The organism is Microcoleus sp. LAD1_D3 (assembly GCF_036702135.1).
In the GTDB taxonomy this organism is placed as follows: Bacteria; Cyanobacteriota; Cyanobacteriia; order Cyanobacteriales; family Microcoleaceae; genus Microcoleus.
The window spans coordinates 19,439-36,672 of record NZ_JAUBSB010000052.1 but is presented as its reverse complement, the minus strand read 5'-3'; the positions used below and the strand labels follow the sequence as shown (position 1 = coordinate 36,672).

Annotated in this window: 16 protein-coding genes and 1 pseudogene; 3 read left to right on the top strand and 14 right to left on the bottom strand. The window is 46.2% G+C overall.

Annotation, left to right across the window (positions count from 1 at the left end; all coding sequences use genetic code 11):
* From QUA74_RS23085 to QUA74_RS23060, 6 genes and pseudogenes are all read right to left on the bottom strand, one after another.
* Positions 1-309 carry a hypothetical protein gene (locus QUA74_RS23085; RefSeq protein ID WP_333333836.1) on the bottom strand — a complete coding sequence of 103 codons (309 nt, stop codon included), beginning with the start codon at positions 307-309 and terminating at the stop codon, positions 1-3.
* A complete protein-coding gene (locus tag QUA74_RS23080; protein ID WP_333333835.1) occupies positions 302-1,690 on the bottom strand; it encodes a tetratricopeptide repeat protein in 1,389 nt (462 codons plus the stop codon). Before QUA74_RS23080 ends, QUA74_RS23085 begins: the two co-directional genes overlap by 8 nt.
* Before the next feature lie 59 nt (positions 1,691-1,749).
* Positions 1,750-2,607 carry a tetratricopeptide repeat protein gene (locus QUA74_RS23075; RefSeq protein WP_333333848.1) on the bottom strand — a complete coding sequence of 286 codons (858 nt, stop codon included), beginning with the start codon at positions 2,605-2,607 and terminating at the stop codon, positions 1,750-1,752.
* Between the two features lie 87 nt (positions 2,608-2,694).
* Positions 2,695-3,597, bottom strand: coding sequence for an SAM-dependent methyltransferase (locus QUA74_RS23070; RefSeq protein ID WP_333333846.1), 903 nt, complete (start codon positions 3,595-3,597; stop codon positions 2,695-2,697).
* A 21-nt stretch (positions 3,598-3,618) separates the two neighbouring features.
* Positions 3,619-4,311 (bottom strand): annotated as a pseudogene (locus tag QUA74_RS23065) (AAA-like domain-containing protein); the annotation flags it as partial.
* Between the two features lie 46 nt (positions 4,312-4,357).
* Entirely contained in the window at positions 4,358-6,859 is a 2,502-nt protein-coding gene (locus tag QUA74_RS23060) for a glycosyltransferase family 2 protein (RefSeq protein ID WP_333333833.1), read from the bottom strand.
* A gap of 281 nt (positions 6,860-7,140) precedes the next feature.
* Here QUA74_RS23060 and QUA74_RS23055 point away from each other — a divergent pair, with 281 nt between their 5' ends.
* Positions 7,141-7,287, top strand: a complete 147-nt coding sequence (locus QUA74_RS23055; RefSeq protein WP_333333831.1) for a hypothetical protein — start codon at positions 7,141-7,143, stop codon at positions 7,285-7,287.
* Between the two features lie 272 nt (positions 7,288-7,559).
* Here the strand turns inward: QUA74_RS23055 and QUA74_RS23050 are convergent, their stop codons facing one another.
* The 7 genes from QUA74_RS23050 to hflX all read right to left on the bottom strand — a co-directional run bounded on the left by QUA74_RS23050 (position 7,560) and on the right by hflX (position 15,720).
* A complete protein-coding gene (locus tag QUA74_RS23050) occupies positions 7,560-8,141 on the bottom strand; it encodes a hypothetical protein (protein ID WP_190733456.1) in 582 nt (193 codons plus the stop codon).
* 162 nt (positions 8,142-8,303) lie between these two features.
* Entirely contained in the window at positions 8,304-10,142 is a 1,839-nt protein-coding gene (locus tag QUA74_RS23045) for a CHAT domain-containing protein (RefSeq protein WP_333333829.1), read from the bottom strand.
* Positions 10,143-10,250: 108 nt separating this feature from the next.
* Positions 10,251-11,390: a Gfo/Idh/MocA family oxidoreductase gene (locus tag QUA74_RS23040; protein WP_333333828.1), complete on the bottom strand. Its 1,140-nt coding sequence runs from the start codon at positions 11,388-11,390 to the stop codon at positions 10,251-10,253.
* A 145-nt stretch (positions 11,391-11,535) separates the two neighbouring features.
* Complete coding sequence (gene gshB / locus QUA74_RS23035; RefSeq protein ID WP_333333826.1) at positions 11,536-12,495, bottom strand: glutathione synthase; 960 nt, start codon at positions 12,493-12,495, stop codon at positions 11,536-11,538.
* Positions 12,496-12,562: 67 nt separating this feature from the next.
* Complete coding sequence (grxC, locus tag QUA74_RS23030; protein ID WP_333212381.1) at positions 12,563-12,826, bottom strand: glutaredoxin 3; 264 nt, start codon at positions 12,824-12,826, stop codon at positions 12,563-12,565.
* Between the two features lie 498 nt (positions 12,827-13,324).
* A complete protein-coding gene (locus tag QUA74_RS23025; RefSeq protein ID WP_333333824.1) occupies positions 13,325-13,615 on the bottom strand; it encodes a PEP-CTERM sorting domain-containing protein in 291 nt (96 codons plus the stop codon).
* A 509-nt stretch (positions 13,616-14,124) separates the two neighbouring features.
* Entirely contained in the window at positions 14,125-15,720 is a 1,596-nt protein-coding gene (gene hflX / locus QUA74_RS23020; RefSeq protein ID WP_445302168.1) for a GTPase HflX, read from the bottom strand.
* Positions 15,721-16,298: 578 nt separating this feature from the next.
* Between hflX and QUA74_RS23015 the strand changes: the two genes are divergently transcribed.
* Positions 16,299-16,511: a chlorophyll a/b-binding protein gene (locus tag QUA74_RS23015; protein WP_333041855.1), complete on the top strand. Its 213-nt coding sequence runs from the start codon at positions 16,299-16,301 to the stop codon at positions 16,509-16,511.
* A 153-nt stretch (positions 16,512-16,664) separates the two neighbouring features.
* Here the strand turns inward: QUA74_RS23015 and QUA74_RS23010 are convergent, their stop codons facing one another.
* The gene (locus QUA74_RS23010) at positions 16,665-16,808 is read right to left on the bottom strand and encodes a hypothetical protein (RefSeq protein WP_333333822.1); all 144 of its coding nucleotides are present in this window, start codon (positions 16,806-16,808) and stop codon (positions 16,665-16,667) included.
* A 1-nt stretch (position 16,809) separates the two neighbouring features.
* Between QUA74_RS23010 and QUA74_RS23005 the strand changes: the two genes are divergently transcribed.
* A complete protein-coding gene (locus QUA74_RS23005; RefSeq protein ID WP_333333820.1) occupies positions 16,810-17,088 on the top strand; it encodes a Photosystem I reaction center subunit PsaK in 279 nt (92 codons plus the stop codon).
* Positions 17,089-17,234: the final 146 nt, after the last annotated feature.

The window sequence follows — 17,234 nt, the reverse complement described above, 5'->3', positions numbered from 1 at the left end:
TTATGAGTGATTTGAAATCAATACCGCATCCTCCTCAGAGTCAGGTTGGGGGTCTGACGGTGGAGAAGGAGGAAAAGGGTCTGGATCTGGCAAGGGGTCGGGGCCGGGATCGATAAAAGTAATAGCAAACCGAACTCGTTCCTCTACAAAAAGTGCGGTAATTTTAGCGTTTTCACCACTCATCATTGCAGTTTGTTCTGCTTCAGTTAAACCCACTTCGTCCATTAAGGAACTGGGGTTATTGATGAAAGCATTTTGTTTCTTTGTGTCAAGTGCTAAATCTGTCAGCAAATCCAATAGGTTACTCATGGGATATTCTCCTAATCTTTAAGGTAGTGAACTGTGAAGAATTTAAACTCAGCAAAGTTTTCAAGCTACTAAATATTGTAGCTCGTTCTTCTTGTGAAAGAGCTGGAGTTTGATAAAGCCTTTCTAGGGTGTAGTGAGGATTGATGATCAACGCAAGTTCTCGATAAGGCTTTGCTGTGTCAATAATACCGTCTTCCTTCAGAATGTGGCTTAAGTCACTAAGCAAGGAAAGAACACTGCTACAAGTCTCCAACAGTGCAAAATTTTTCCACAGCCACAATCGCGGCTCCTCATCAACATCTGAACTAGAGTGTCCTATCGCATCTTTCGGAACAAGCTGTGTTAATTGATTTTCCTCCTCAGTGTCCTCTATTATCGATTCTAAATCATCCACACTAACTCGCTCAACATTAATTAGATATCGCAATACCTTTTTACATATTTCTAAAAGCTCTGGTTCTACATCTTCAAGTAATTTTCTTGATTTTTCTCTAAGGCGCTTAATGTCATTTGAGTCTGAGAAAGACACACCCTGTTGTTCCTTCTTTTGGTTGGCTTCAATTACCGTAAGAATTAGCTGAGCAACTAAGTCACCTGACTGCAATATCAAGGCTTGTTGAGCAAAAGCAATCGCTCTACCGTAATAGTTGTCTTTCTGTTTTTGGTCTTTTTGTTGTTTCGTTAAGTAAAAACACAGGGCTGCGTGTTCGTAAAGATTTACCCTCTTGGTTTCTATGAATGGAACTGGAGAAGAAGAACTTTGCAAAATCCCCATATCCGAAGCTATTAGTGTCTCAACTCCCAAATCCCAGAATGCGTCTTCATATTCTTGAGCCAATCTGTAAACTGTCGATCGCATACCCCATGCCCAAGCGTATGTAGGCATAAGTTCAATCGCTCTGTTAAGACAATTCAAAGCCTCTTCTTTACTTTGCTTATCTATCTCATTGGTACTTAGCAATTCTAGATCGTAAGTTATTCTCAGACGGTAGGTTGCTCCCAAATGAGCTAATGCCCACGCATAATTGCTGTCTTCTGGTTTTTCAGCATTAAGCGCTTTTTTAAAATGTTCTATAGCTCGTTCAATATATTTCTCATTGCGATTATTCACAATTGCCAGAAGGCGATAAGTCTCACCTAGCTGTGCGTTAGCCCAGAAATAATTATTGCTCTGGTTGATCGCTTTTTTTAAGCAATCTTCTGCTTTCCCATAATCCATCAACTGGCAGTAAATTGCTCCTAGATGAGCATTGACCCAAGCATTGTCTGGATACTTTTGCAGGAGTTGTTCAAAAATCTCGATCGCCTGTTCGTAAGCCTTTGACAAGCGAAAAGTTTCCGCTCTTTGAGCAATCATCTGATCGTTGAGATCCATCTGCATAAAATCCTCCTGAAATGTTACTTGATGTTTAATTACTTGAAATTTGTTTTCTCAAACACTTAACTAGCGAGTAATGCCAGAGTTTTCGGGTCATCCCGCCAATCCAACCAAGCTGGATCGTGACCGACTAACTCAATGGCTTCATCATTGATTGGAATAGCTTCTCGCAGATATTGCCATGCTTGTTCGCAGTTACCTGTCAAGATTGCTAAACCGCAGAGTCGGTAGAGAATATCTCCCCGATCCCCTGTCTCCCATTGAGAAAGCAATGCTGTCCGCGATCGCTCGATTTCGCTTGCTGCTTTGTCCACTCCCTGCCAACGCGCCTTAGATACTGCGATACAGTATAAAGCTGTCGTGTCATCAGAAACCTGTTGCAACCTCTGTTCGCAACAGGCGATCGCCTCAGAATATTGGCCATCATAGCAAAGGATCAACCCTTTCTCAATTTGCCAATTTTTCCCCCGCAATATGGTTTCGTCAAGGGCGATCGCTCGATCGAAGTCAATCAGGGATTGCTTGTAGCACTTCATCAACTCATAGATGCGGCTGCGATAAGCGATCGCCCAAACGTAATCCGGCTGACGCTCAATTGCTCGATCCAAGTCAGCCAGCGCCTTTGTGTAATAGGCTTCCCCCAGAAAGCGGTAGGTTACGCCTCGGTGAGCGATCGCCCAATTATAATCAGGGTTCAGTTCAATGGCGCGGTTGAAATCTGCGAATGCCTCCTGATAGCGTTTCATCAAATAATAGGTTTCGCCCCGGTGTGCGATCGCCCAAGCATTGTCAGGTTCCAACTCGAGCGATCGGTTGAAAGAGTCTAAAGCTGCTTCAAAATGTCCCGTCAGCCGATGGTTTTCACCATGATGAGCCAGAGCCTTAGCATCGTCAGGGTTTTGTTCTATATAAAGCGACATTACCACATTTTTTCTCCTCTAACACATACACTTTTTATCGGCTGGACAAAAAGTGTAGTTTTTACTACATTCTTTTGGCAAAATACCTTAAGTTTCTTTCACAAAAGACATACCCAACCGCGCCATCATTTCACTGTCTACAGGTGCAGGCGCTTGAGGAGGAACATAAAGTGTCGAAACTAGAGTAACACGAATCTCAGCCAGTTTGGACAGAGGAATATGCTGGATAACTGGCTCGCAAACCGGGTAATAAACCGCTGCTTCGTAAACAATTACTTCGTGGTCAGAACCATAGTATGTTTCTAAAACTTCAGCTAACACATTTAGACCGCGCAATTGAATCTCTTCTTGATAAAAACCCAGATTGCCAATCGTCGCAATCTGCCACAAAATTAAAGCACTGGTCGGGTCAAATTTACGCCTCCGAATCAGAAAGTCAGTGGCTTCAAAACTTTGACATCCGTTGCGTCCTGGGTCAAGACCCAGGTCAGCAAATAAGCAATCTTCCGCTGAAATTCCTGGTAACATTTGCGCCCTAAAACCTTCACGACGCGCCTGTTTAATTGCTTCATGGGTAGGGTAAGCGAAAACGCCGGGATGACCGTAAAAAACTGCACAGATATTCAACCCCTGACGAACTTCAGCCAGAATGCGATCGACCATTTCTCGATAAGTTTCTCTACGCCGCTGATTGTTGGTATTGTAAGGTAAGGCTTCTGCGGTGGGATTGAGTGTCTGTAGCCATTTAGCCGTAACTGGGTCAGCTACGGCAAACAGAACTTTGTCAGCTTGCTCGATCGACGCCTTTGCCGCTAAGGTCAGATGACCAACTAATTGAATTCCCGTCCCGACAACAGTTAAAGATCCCGTTTTCAAATGTAACTTCCTCCAAGCGATCGCAAAATGTGTTTCAGTTATGGTAGTAACGCAAATTGCTAGTAATATAATTAAAGCTGCTTCTACAGGTGTGTTACTTTTTACAACTTCCACGAATCCTGCCAGCAACTCTGGCTGCTGTTGTAGGTTCCACAGTCGTTGTAGGCGATCGCCATAAATTCCGGCACAGATGGGAGAGTTTTGCAACACTTGCTCTGGAGTGACATCCCCACGCCCGATATGATCAAGACCTACCCGTACTAAATAGGTATTCCTGTTTACAAAACCCGTCAGTTGCTGGGCATCTTCCGCTGACCAATCCAGTCCTTACCCTTTCGCCAAATCCTACACTTGCTCGCTTTTAAAGGGCCGTAGCCCCACATTAAACGGCGATTTATTTGCGCTCAGCGAGATATACAGCTTAGTGGAGTGTACCACGACTAACCGGAGTTTTCGCCCAATTCCCCGATTTTTTGCTTCCTCCTGCCAAGTTCGCAAAAATCCGCAAAAGTCGATGTCAAATTGGAATAGGCAAAACAAGCGATCGCGATCGCCTCAAGCTAACACTAAGGGTTTGGTTGTTGAGAGTAGCAAATACTGCTCGAAGTACATCTGGCAGCTAACCGGGCTGCCAAATAACTCATCCCAAGATTCTGGTATTTGATTGCCCAGTTGCCAACCCAAACCGACCTTGGCGCAGAACCACCGCCAGAATTTTTCCAAATCTTTAAAACTTTCTCTATTTGCTAACTGAAAATGTATAAAAATTTTTGCACGATTACTTAAAAGATATGAGTTAAGGTCATCTAAAAATCCATCAACCTTCATCTGCTGATATCTGCCGTGAAAAATTCCCCACGAGGAGAAATTCCCTCTAAAGTTGCGAAACTGCGATCGGTCTAACTGCCCTATTCCTCTCAAAAACAGCCCTCGGTTTCAAAGCAATTCTCAGCAACAGCCACAGCGATCGCCATTCTCCGGGAGTTTCCTGCCGCTGCCACTGGCCCGGGCGACAGTACAGCATTTCGATCAAACAGCGGTGCTGGCTAATATTCAGGCGATCGAACGCAATTCGCACAGTGGGAAATTCCCGAAAACTGCACTCTTTCCCATCCCGAAAACTCGACCCCAACTGAGATTTATCGCTCACCAACTCAATCTTAGCCACAGGAATAAAACAGTTCTCTTCCATAATTTCCAGAGTCGCCGAATCGCAATCAATCAAACCTTTGGCAAAACTTCCCTTAGTACCAAACTCAAGAACAGACGGCGCTACCGATCTCCTTGGCTTGACTGCCGCACTGCGAGAGATCGCTTTCATTTTACCCTGGGATAAACTTGTCTCAAAGGCATATTTTGGCAGAATCTGTGCTGCTGTAAAACTTTCTTTACTGCCTTTATTTTTCACCGCAAAACTTGGCCACTGCGTCAAGGCAACTTCAGCGCCACTTTCCGAAATTACAGTGGTTACACCCCAAAAACTTTGACCGCCAATATTCAATTGTACAACCCTGCGTAAATTGAACCATTCGTAAATGTCCGGCTTAGGAATATCCACCAAAATCAGTAATGCAATCCCGATCATCAGCAGGTTGTAAGCGCTCCAAATCCCTCCCAAACTCATTCCTTTTGACAAATGTGCACTTTCTGATATTGACTGTACCGTGCCAACATTTTTCACTAAATTAATGTTTAAATTGTGCCACAAACTGAATGCTGTAGCTGCAAACAAAACAATCAAAGGCCATCCCAAATTCCAGTTAAAACGAAAGCGATCACTCGCAATTCCTTTTGGCGTTACCTGAAACCCTTTCCCAAAGGGATTCAGCATGGAACTCACCACCGTCACTGCTAAAGGAATACACTGAACGAAGGAATAAACATCGGAAAGCAAAGCCGATCCCGATCTGCGGTTCAGCCAAGAAAATACAGTAAGTTGCACCAAATAGTAAGGCAGGAAAAAGTACAGCAATTCCCGCGCACTTGCCCGCAAAGGAATTATGCCGAAAAACGAATAACCTAAAGGTATCAACAAATATAAAACCTTGGTTAAACTGGTAAACCAGTGCAGCAATCCTTCCAAATGAGACAGCCTTTGTACGAATCTGAGACCGCGAATTGTTAAAGGATTGGAATCAATAAAAAAGGCCTGAAGCGTGCCTCGCGCCCAGCGTAGCCTTTGATTTAGATGAGCTTCTATATTTTCAGCCGCCAAACCAGCACTCAATTTTTCATCTAAATAAACTAAGCGATATCCGGTTGCTGACAGCCGAATTCCGGTAAAATAATCTTCGCAGATTGAATCTGTGACCAAGCCTCCCGCTGCTTCTAAAGCACTTCGCCTCACTACAAAAGATGTACCGCAACAAACCACGCTGTCGGCGCTGTCTTTGATGATTTCAATTTGTCGGTAAAAGATTTCTTCTTCCGGCGCGAGTACATTTTCTAAACCTAAATTACGGGCGATGGGGTCGTGGTTGTAAAAGCTTTGCGGTGTTTGAACGAGGGCGATTTCGGGATTTTGAAAAAATCCAACTGTGCGAGTTAAAAAGTTTTTAGTGGGGATAAAATCTGCATCGAAAACTACAATTAGTTCCCCATTAGTTAGGGCGGTGGCGTGATTGATGTTTCCAGCTTTGGCGTGAATATTATCGGGTCGGGTTATATACTCGCATCCCAGTTCTTTTGCCAGCAACTTGATTTCAGGGCGCTTGGTATCGTCGAGCAAATATACTTTTTTGTTGGCATAATCTAAAGCTTGACAGCCGATTACACTGCGCCGTAAAATAAAAGCCGGCTCGTTGTAAGTTGGAATCAAAATATCTACGGACGGGGCGAAGTTTCCAGCTTCAACTGCAACTGCCATGCGATCGGCTTCTCGACGCCGGTCTTTCATTCTCAGCATTAAATACAGTTGAATACTGGTGTTGAAAACCAGTAGCATTTCTAGGAAAAACAGCCCCAAACTAAAGATACCGTTGAGGGGATCGGTTAAATTTAGAGTAGCGAGCGATCGCCATAAAACGTAGCGAATGGTTAAAGCCAGAACTATTGCAACTACGACAGCGCGCGACCATTTCTGCGGTTGAGGCGAAATTTTAATTGCAGCTAAAGCAACACAGACAAGTGCCACAGTCGGCAGTAACAAATACATCTTGCTCGTAGCAGGCACTTGCAGCCACACAGGCGGGTTTTGCTGCCAAGTGTTAATTGTGGCAAAAATACCGCTGACAGTACCTTCACCTGAAAACCAGGCCCCGGCGATCGCACCTGCGAAAGCAACTGCCCCCAACACGACTAGCGTTGCCGCCGGCACCCGCGAAATCCGCCAAAAGCGGCGTTTCAAGTCTTGAAGATCAAATCTTGAAGTTGTCATAAAATAATTTTAAAGTCCCGATCGGGCCTGCAACAGTCAGAGTTTCCTGCTGTCCACTTTTTAATTCAGTTGAAAATTCCCACACACCCCAATTATTATATTTACATTTTTTAACATTCTGACCATTGTATGATAATTCATCCTGCTTGCTGTTGCCAAACTGCTTAGCGAGTCCAAGCCTGGCAAAATATAGCAGAAGGAAGAAGGAAAAAGGCTTTAGTTACCTAGGAGAGAAGTCAATCGATTTTAGATTTTAGATTTTAGATTAAAGAATTGAAGCATTGACCCCACGGATAAATTCGGGGGCTTTTATCCTGGATGCTTTCGGTCAGAAGCAATCTTCGGCAAGGATTTCAGCAATTAAGAACGTCCTAACTTACATCTTGCAGCAATGTCAGCAACAGGCTTTCGGGCCTGTTCCACCATAAAAAATATTTCTTGTGAGCCGTTTCTGCGACGCCGCCTATAAAAAGCTTATTGAAAATGCTGCCACATCTGGGTCCTAACCGTCTGGCGCGCTTGCTATAGTTCAAAAAAAATTATCTTCTCTACAAATCAAATAGGATTGCTATATCAAACTATAGCAATCCAGAGTATTTAGCAATTAGACGAATTTGACATCTAACTAAAGGTAGATAAATTTTATATTAATTTAAAAAAATTACCGCGATCGCAGCCCAAAAACCCAGCCATCAAAAAACTAATCAGCAATTTCTAATTGCGAGATTGCATAGCGGGCGACAGCCAAACTAACTCTGGCTTGTTCTATTTCCGACAATTGGGCCCAAGGTCTTTTAGTAGCCATGACCAATTCCCCCCCTTCCGAATCAACATCTCGCATGGCATAAGCCAAAGGACGTGCCAACACCTGCAAATCTTCCTCAGCCCACTGAGGCAAAATATCTAAGACGCACTCCACCATTTGGTCAGCTAAAGATTGATACTTAACAGTTGCGTTTTGCACGCTTTGAGCGATGCTGGCCAGAAAATCTTGAGGAACGCGAGCAAATTTTTCGCGCAAAGACTTTTGCAGAGCAGTCGTCAGCCAAACTTGTTCTAATTGCGAGAATAAAACTTGTGACTTCAGGGCAATATCGCTGTCGCTGAAAGAATCAGATAACGCAAATTCCTGCTCTAGGGCAGCCAAATAAGATTCTGATTCAAGCTGTGCAGGATTCCAGGGATAAGCAACATCAGTCTGAACTATGGTGGCGAGAAGTTCCATCTGGGCTTGAGTTTGTGAGTCGCGAAAATATTCAGAATCAGGAGATTGGGTAGCCATGATGTAATACCTCAGGGGGAAAAGGAAAATATAGAAGGGGGACTGTGCCAAGAGCTAGTTGCGAGCTATCAGTGGTAAGTAACTCTTTTAAATTCAGACTGGAGACTCAACAGAACTTTGCTGTGCTACTCGCCGCTTGCCTTCATTAGCTACACCCGCATCTTAATTCGTTCCGCAATCAGACTCACTGTAGCCCGAAGTTTTGGGAAGCTCAATAGTGAACTCAAAAATCTGACCTTGAGAACTGCCAAATTTTAGCTGAGTCCCGCTGCGTAGCAGCAATTCTTGGTGGTGAACTCTCTGCCATCCCTTAGATCCCAAAACTAGAGTCCCGTAGCGAGAAAAATCGCGCAAGAAGTAGCTAGGTTCTTCCCGGCTATCTCCGATCGTGTTTCGGCAGAAAATCTCGGCGTGTTTTTGAGAAACCCACTGTTCTCGAATCACTACGTCGTTTTCTTCCCAGCGTCCGACTCGAACCATACCTGCGCGAATCGGCCAAACCTGATTGGTCGAGTCGGTGGATTTGGCATTTGGTCGATCGCGCCCCCGCAAATAAGCACAAGACGGCAACCGTCCCAGCCAAGTAGAAGAATTTAAAGGCAACTCAGTTTTGAGGTCATCTACCGGCTCAGTTAGCTGACCGTCAAACTCAGGGTGCATATACAGCACAGGCAGCGTCCAAGCCGGTTGATTGAACTTGTAGAGCGTCAGTAACTGCTGTCTGGCGACGGCGACTGCCCGATCGATCGACATCCGTCCGGCCAAAGCTTGGGCAAAAGTTTGGATAAAACTCAGGGCCTCGCGATCGGCGATCGAGTCCCGCATCCCCAACACCGCGGGCACCCCGTGATGGATCAGTACCTCAGCCAAACTGCTGCGGGCGATCGCCTGTTGCTGACCCTTAGTTGAGTGCACCATCTCCACCGCCGGCTGAGCTCCCCAGCAGGCATTAAACACCGCCAGAGTCACGCGACACCGAACTAAAACCTGAGCCAGTTCAGTACCATTAATCGCCGTTTCCGGCCCCAAAAACAGCAAACCGCCGTCGGGGCCCGGTATCCCGTGGCCGGCGTAAAACAGAATGTTGTAAGCTTGCGTTTCCAGCCGAGAAATGAGTTCCGCCGAAGTAGGTTCGATCAGAGTATCGACGCGAGTCGGAACGCTGATGTCAAAATATTTGCCGCTGTCGTCGGTTTGAAAAGCACTTTCCAGAATGCCAGCTAAGGCGAGTGCTTCCTCTCCCAACTGCAAATGACCGTTATTGCTGTTGGAAAATTGAGAATTAGCACCGCGGCCGGGTTCTGCTTGTCCCAAAACTAGCAAAATATTGAGCGACTCCGCAGGCTGCAGGGGTGGCAAAGGTTCAACATTGCTGGTAGTGCGGCTAAAAAGCAGTTGCTGTGACAGAGAAATTGCCGGTTGACCGGCTTGAGGCTGCATAATTTCCCAAGGCAAAGCAATTAAATACGGTTCGCGCAAGTCTACGCGCACTCGCAGGGGTAGATTTTGCCCGATCGCAATACCTTTACTTTCCTGGAGACTACCCTGAATCGGCCCTTCAAACAGCCACTGCCAAAGATTCATCCCCAAATGCTGCATCAGGCGGCTGCTGTAGCTTGCCGGTGGCCGAGGCGGATGCTGATCCCCCTTGTCGCCCCACCCCCGTTGACCGAGGTGGAGCGGCACAGAGGGCGTCGCTGGAGGGAGGTCTAGCGACTGAGGACTTCGTTGTTCAGTTTCTGCCAGTATATTCTGGTTGTTTTCCGGCGAGACGAAACTGCCATCAGGATGTAGGGGCAATTCGTGAATTGTCCCGGAGGGCGAAAACATTTCCTGCCAAGCTTTCCAAGATTGGGATAGGGTATCGGGCCACATACAGTCGTGGTGAACGTACCCGCTAGGATAGGGAGCTTGTAGAACCCAAGTGGCAAAATGGTTTGCCCCAGCGGTTCTCAGGCGAGCGATCGCTATACTGAGGCAAGGACTTTCAGGGCGCGCCATTCACAACTACCGACTCTGGATATAGGGTTGGATTGAGTTTCTCTATTTGTAGTTTATCGGGTTTAGGGTGCGATCGAGTGCGAGAGATTGCTTTGGGAGTTTGTACTTTTACTTAGTGCCCAAAAATTTATCTAAATTAGGTAAATCTACCCAAGTTCCCGTAGCATTCGACTCCTGGGTCAAATCCATCAACAACTGCGAGTAAACCCCTTCTCTGAGGGACGGTATCAACGATTTACCGGCATCTATTGCTTCTACCCACCTATCTACTACTCGAATAAACGGTGCAATTCTCCCGTCTGGATAAACTTGAGGAAACTCCAATTTTTGAGGAATTTTGATTTCAGCTAAAGGTTCTCCACCTTGGGAACCCCACAAGCGAAAGCCGTGGACGTAATCTTGCTGGTTGTCGCTTCCCAACACCAACGTACCCTTACTTCCGTATATTTCCACCCAGTGTCCCCGCCCTTGATAAGTAACAGAACTCAAACAAACTTGACAAGGAGTTCCCCCGGCTAATTCCAGCATCAACGTGCACGAATCATCTGCATCAACTAATTTTAAATTTCCCGAATCATTTGGATCTGGTCGCGCCGAAATTCCTGTAATCAATTGCCCAGAAAGCTTCTGCGGCGGGCCGAACAGCCAGCTAATATAATCAAAAACGTGAGAACCCGTCGCGCCCAAAACTCCGCCGCCTCGCTCTTTTTGCGCGTACCAATTCCAGGGGCGACTCGCATCAGCGCGGCTCGACACCAGCCAATCAATCTTAATTAAACGCTTTTCTCCCACATATTCTGCTGCCAATAATTCTGCTAGCATTTGCCATGCGGGGATGAAGCGAAACTCAAAGTCCATTGTGGCAATTGCTCTGGAACCACCATTTTTAAAATCGGTTTGAGATTCGTTGTTTGCCAATCGGTAAAGTTCCCTGGCTTCATTTGCTGTCAGGGCGGTGGGTTTTTCTAATAATAAATGCTTGCCTGCTTCCAAGACGGTTTTTGCCATTTCAAAATGCAAAAATGGCGGTGTGGAAATGCTGACTCCCGCTACTTCTGGGATGGCTACTATATCGGCTATCGAGTCGCAAGCGTAGGGGATATTGTGGGTAGAGGCGATCGCCTTTGCTTTGTCTAAATTCCGGTGGTAAACAGCGACAACCTCTGTCCGGTGATGGGCCTGGAATCCGGGAAGGTGCACTTTTTGACCGAAACCTGTACCGACTACTGCAACGCCAATTTTTGACATAATTTAATAATTGTTGACTGTTGACTGTTAACTGTTGACTGTTGTTATTTGTTAGCTGCGACCAATAACTAATGACCAATAACTAATAACTAATAACGACTAATCAATGACTAATAACTAATGACTAATGACTAATGACCACTCACTACTGACTAACTACCCATTCAATTACTTGTTTGCCCAAATTAACGCCGTCAAACAAGTCAATTTCTCTGATCCCTGTAGGGCTGGTGACATTAACTTCTGTGAGATAACCGCCAATGATATCAATGCCGACAAAGTACAGTCCGTCCCGTTGCAGCACTGGTTCTAACTGAGCACAAATTTGCAGTTCGCGAGCGGTAATTTCGGTTTTTGCGACTCGGCCACCAACGGCCATGTTGCCGCGAAATTCATTACCGGTGGGAATGCGGTTGATAGCACCGATGGGTTTACCGTTCAACAGTATAATCCGTTTATCTCCCTCTTTTGCTTCCGGCAGATAAGTCTGAACCATCACTGGAATTTGCCCTTGTTGAGTGCTAATTTCGACCAGGGAGTTGAGATTGCGATCGCCCGCCTCCAAGAACAAAATCCCCTCACCAGCTTTGCCACCCAAGGGTTTAAGAACTGCCGCTCCTTTTTTCTCAACAAATTGCCGAATTACCTGTTTGTTTTGAGAAACAATGGTTTCGGGGATCGCTCCCTCAAATTGCAAAGCATACATCTTTTCATTCGCCGCCCGCAATCCTTTGGGACTGTTAACTACCAAAGTTTTAGCGGGATCGATGCCGTCTAGAAGGTAAGTAGCGTAAAGGTAGGGAACGTTGACTGGGGGGTCTGTCCGCATAAATACTGCGTCCATTGCTTCCAGAGGCTGCAAAGTAGGATGTTCTACCTGGTACCAAGCCTCAGCAGCCTCCCAGCGTCCCTCTACCACTTTTACTGGGGTGAGGGCTACCCGACTTAGCATTGCCCAAGTTTTGCCGCCGATGACGCTTAATTCGTTGGCTTGAGTTGCCCAGACTTCGTGACCCAACTCTTGAGCGGCTTCCATCAGCGCTACGCTGGTATCGTGTCCTGGAATTAGTCGCGCGAGGGGATCGATGATGAATGCAAATTTCATTGTCAATTAAAATTAAGAATTGGTCACAGGAAAATTTGGGCTAACGGAAAATTCGACAGGGAATGCCTCATTTTGCTGCTAGCAGCGGATCTAGCAGGCCTTGAGTATCGAGTTTGTGGATTTCGTCGCAGCCGCCTATGTGTTGGTCGTTAATGAATATCTGGGGCAGGGTGCGCCCTCCGTTGGCTCGATCGCTCATTTGAGCCCGTGCTGCTTCATCTCCGTCGATCGCGTACTCTGTAAAATCAATCCCTTTTCGCTTCAGCAGTGCTTTGGCACGAATGCAAAACGGGCAGGTTCTCCAAGTGTAAATTTCTACTTTAGGGGTCATGGACGCTCAAGCAATAACAATATTTTTTAATTGTAATCTTAACCATAGTGCGGACTGTTTTTAGTTCCTAGGCTGAAACCCTTGATTTTTGGTTGGTAGCGAACTTGCCTTGGAGCCTTGAAACCCTTATTCTACGGTTGACTCTCAAAAACTGTCGGAAGGATTGATCTTAACCAATCTTATTTTTATTTTTATTTTTATTTTTATTTTTATTTTTTAATTTTTATTATATATAGCAACCTTATCTTTTGCACCGGAGGTTATTCATTGCTGAAACCCTTGCCGGGCAGTGCATTTGCCTTCTTCCTTGTTTTTACCCTGACTGAAGTCGCTATAGATTTCTTCGTTCAACATCCGGCTCTATTTGCAGCGCGCAAGCGAGGTGTCAAGTTATTTTTTATACAATTTTTTATTTTTTATATAAATTTAAGTAAACAAATACCCACGCTTAAAAAAACGGAGACATTTTGAAGGCCAACAGGTTGGTCATCAGCCTGCCTAGCGCTGCGGACCAACCTGATTGTTTCGCTTTCTGCACGAACAGAGCATTCCTGCACCTGTCAGTAGGACTGCGATCGCAGTACCCGGTTCAGGAATAGAAGTTGAGTTTCTCGAAGGTTCGCTTCTGTACATTTGGGAGAAACTCGACTGGTTAGCCACTTGCGGGCCGGGTTCCGTTTCTGTTGATGTCTGGCTGGAGGCACAGGCACTAGAATAATTTCCCGGACCGCACACATCTACTGCTGAAGCCGGAGGGGCGGCAGCTAGATAGTAAAACGCTGTTGCCATGGTGGCAGAGAGTCCAATTGCTAGTTTTGCCAGTGGCGTACACATAACTATTTAGTTAAACAGTGGTAAAATCGAAAAATAGAAATAGTCTTAGAGATTAGCGCTGCACGACGGGCAAGAATTTTAGAGTTCTTACCATAAATGGATGTATTCTCTCGCAAACGTCTGTAAAAGATAGTATAGCGCTTGAGGTGAGTGCCCAAACACTTTAATAATATTATTCTCTTTCACATTGACGTTGCGTACCGTGGTTGGCCCAGAGTGAAGCAACATCTTTTTGCAACCTCTGAACCAACAGCCGTTACAGCCATTAACAAAGAGTGTTTTTACCTTGACAGCGGCATCGGGAAATTAATTATTTAACCGATCGCCAAATAGAGATGCTGTATTGTACTTTGGAATGCACAATCTGACTACTCTTTTATAATCTCATAGTTCGACTATATCTGTCCTCAGTATATGTACGTATATTCCCCGATGTCAACTATTCAAAAGGAATATTTAAGTATTTACCGAGGGTAGAGAGCGTATTGAATGAGCTGAGCTAGTCTGTCGCGGAGAGTTTCCATCCCAAGACCTTTGGCCGCCGAAATAAATACGGCTTGAGGAAACTCTTCTCGCGCGAGGGCGAGAGTATCTCCATCGGCAGCATCAATTTTGTTAAAAGCTACAAGGGCTGGCCCGGGGGTTACGGGCATATCTGCCAAAATATTCATGACCGATCGAATTTGGCTCTGCCACGCGGGATGCGAGAGATCGACCAGGTGCAGCAAAGCATCGGCGTCAGTGACTTCTTCGAGGGTAGCTCGAAAAGCGTCGATCAAGGATGGGGGCAGTTCGCGAATAAAGCCCACTGTATCTGTGAGGACGATCGACAAGGGTTCCCCGGTGACATCGCCTGGAATCGTCAGCTTTCGGGTGGTGGGGTCGAGGGTGGCAAATAACTGGTCGGCCGCATAGACCTGGGAATTCGTGAGCAGGTTGAGCAGAGTCGATTTACCTGCGTTGGTGTAGCCCACGATCGCCACTGAGGGTACATCGTGATGATGGCGGTTCTGCCGCAGCCGGAAGCGGTGCGCCAGCAGTTGATTTACTTCTTGCTGCAATCGAGAAATGCGTTTGGCGATCGTCCGCCGTTCGGTTTCTAGTTTGGTTTCCCCTGGGCCTCTGGTACCAATGCCAGCACCCTGTCTCGACATTGCCTGACCGATCCCTCTGAGCCGGGGCAGGGCGTACTCTAGCTGAGCGAGTTCGACTTGCAATTTACCCTCGCTCGATCGAGCTCTTTGGGCAAAGATGTCGAGAATTACCTCTGTTCGATCAACGACGCGGATACCTATCTGAGTTTCCAAGTTCCGTATTTGTGCGGGGCCCAGGTCGCGATCGAATACCACGAGGTTAGCGCTAACCGTCTGAGCGGCGAGGGAAATTTCCTGAACTTTGCCTTCGCCGACGACTGTCTGCGGATGGGGGCGCGATCGTTTTTGGCGCACTGTTTGCAGAACCTGACCTCCGGCGCTTTCAACCAGCCGCGTGATTTCTGCGAGCCCGTCCTCAAACTCCAACTGAGTCATGTGCTGAGTCATTACACCTACCAAGAGCACTTTGTCTTGGTCTGCATCGACCTGCTTAGCGACAAACTCTGCTTGAAACTCTGCTTCGAGTCCTTCCACCAAATCCAGAAAGTCTTGGTCGGCGAGTTCGTCCAAATTCAGCGGTTCTGATATTTTCCAGGGAAAGTGTTGAGTTTTGATTAGTGACTTTTGAATTGAAGGCTCTTCTATTTCATCAGTTGAATCTGGTTCTAACTGAGCGCTCAAAACAGAAAACTCAAAATTTGGCTGATCTCCCTGGGGTATCAGGTGAGCGAGATAAGTTTCTTGGATGTAACCAGTCGCACCACCGCCGCGGCGCTGAAACCCTCCGCCGGTCAGTGTCAGCCAAACAAGCGCGTCCAGGCGCTGAATTGCCATTGCGGTGAGAGCTGCTTCGCTTGGGGTTTCTGGCTTCAGGTGGGTGGCGATGCAGCGAATGCCGCTGAGGCGACCTCCCCCATACCGGGGTAATTCTAAGGGTGCAATCTGGGTTTGTCGCGGTGAACCCACGCCGACGCGAATTACTTGTCCACGACGGTTGATGTAGGTGCAGATTGGTTTGTCTATTTCCGTGCTAATGGCTGCGACGCGCTGGGCAAATTCTGCAGTGGTGATGCGATCGCCCGGTAGTCGCTGATGGTACAGCTTTTCGAGTTGCTTGAGCTGGCTGGACTTTAAACCTTGAAGATGGCCGTAGATGGTTTCGATAACTGTTTCTCCCGATCGATCTGTTTATGTCCTATTTTAGTTAACTCAAGAGCGATCGTGTTCGGGTTTTAAGTTCAAATTTACTAAATTTTCTTGCCTCTAGCAGAGCGCGGCTTCAGTATTGTCGAGTCACCAGCGCCGTTGTTTGTCGCTACGGGGCGATGGATCCTTTCACAGCGGCTCTCTCAACTTGCAGTTGTATTTAGTATCTACATATACAGGTAATCGCTGAAAAATCTGGCGAAACAAAAGTTAACACTTCATTTTTTGTTTCAAAATCCTCCTTTAGACTTGTGTGTATCTTGAGCCTAGAGACAGATAGCAAAGCAGAAATTAGGTCGCTACCATGAGAAGCGAACATTGTTAAGGAATGTAAAAACATGGAAACTCGTCCTACTAACTTGCCTCCTACGGCTAATGCTTACAACGGCAAAGATCGGAATGCCTTTTTGTTTGGCTTCAACCCCCAAGCTGAACTCTGGAACGGTCGCTTAGCGATGATCGGTTTCTTAGCTTATTTGCTTTGGGACGCCGCTGGATATAGCGTTCTGCGTGACATACTTCACTTTCTGCCTACCTACATTGCTCAGTAATGAGTAGCGGCTTTTCCTGTCTGGCAGCGTGAGTAAATGCCGCCACTGCCAGACAGGCTAAAAGTTACAAATGGCAGCGAGTAGGGTTTTGTCCTTTTGTATCTTTCGTTACTTTTGAATGGCATTAAAAGACTTCTTGCTGCGATTCAATGATTACGGGTGGGGGCGCTGTCGCCGACGCGGTGAATATTGACAGCAACAGATATTTATGGCGTAAAGGCGATCGCCCCTGCTGTATTTTTGGCAAGAAATCTCATCGAGCATTTCTGATACTTTATGAAAAATAGGAGAATCCACGATGATTAACTCAAATTTACTGGCCGTAGTAGAGTCGGCTCTGACTGACACAGCATCAGGAAATTGGCAAAAACCGATAGTAATGTTTGTTTGCAATATCTTAGCATTGCTAGTTCTCAGCCGCCGAATTTGGTATCCCCACGTTGGGCCGAAAATGCCTTTGCCCTTCCCCTCTCTGTTCAATAATGTAAGCGTACCGGCATTTCTGGCTTGCATGAGCGCCGGTCATTTGCTCGGAGTATTCACGATTTTGACCCTCAACATCGACAAGTATTTTTAGGAGAAATTGCGTCGCTTTTGTGGTGATTTATTGCTACAATTTGTAGTAAGCTAAAAAGCGCCAAAAAAATGAATGGCAGGGGTAAGTGAAAAGCACTCACCCCTAATTTTAATTTTTGCGCTCCAGTGACGCAGAAATCGTTTTTT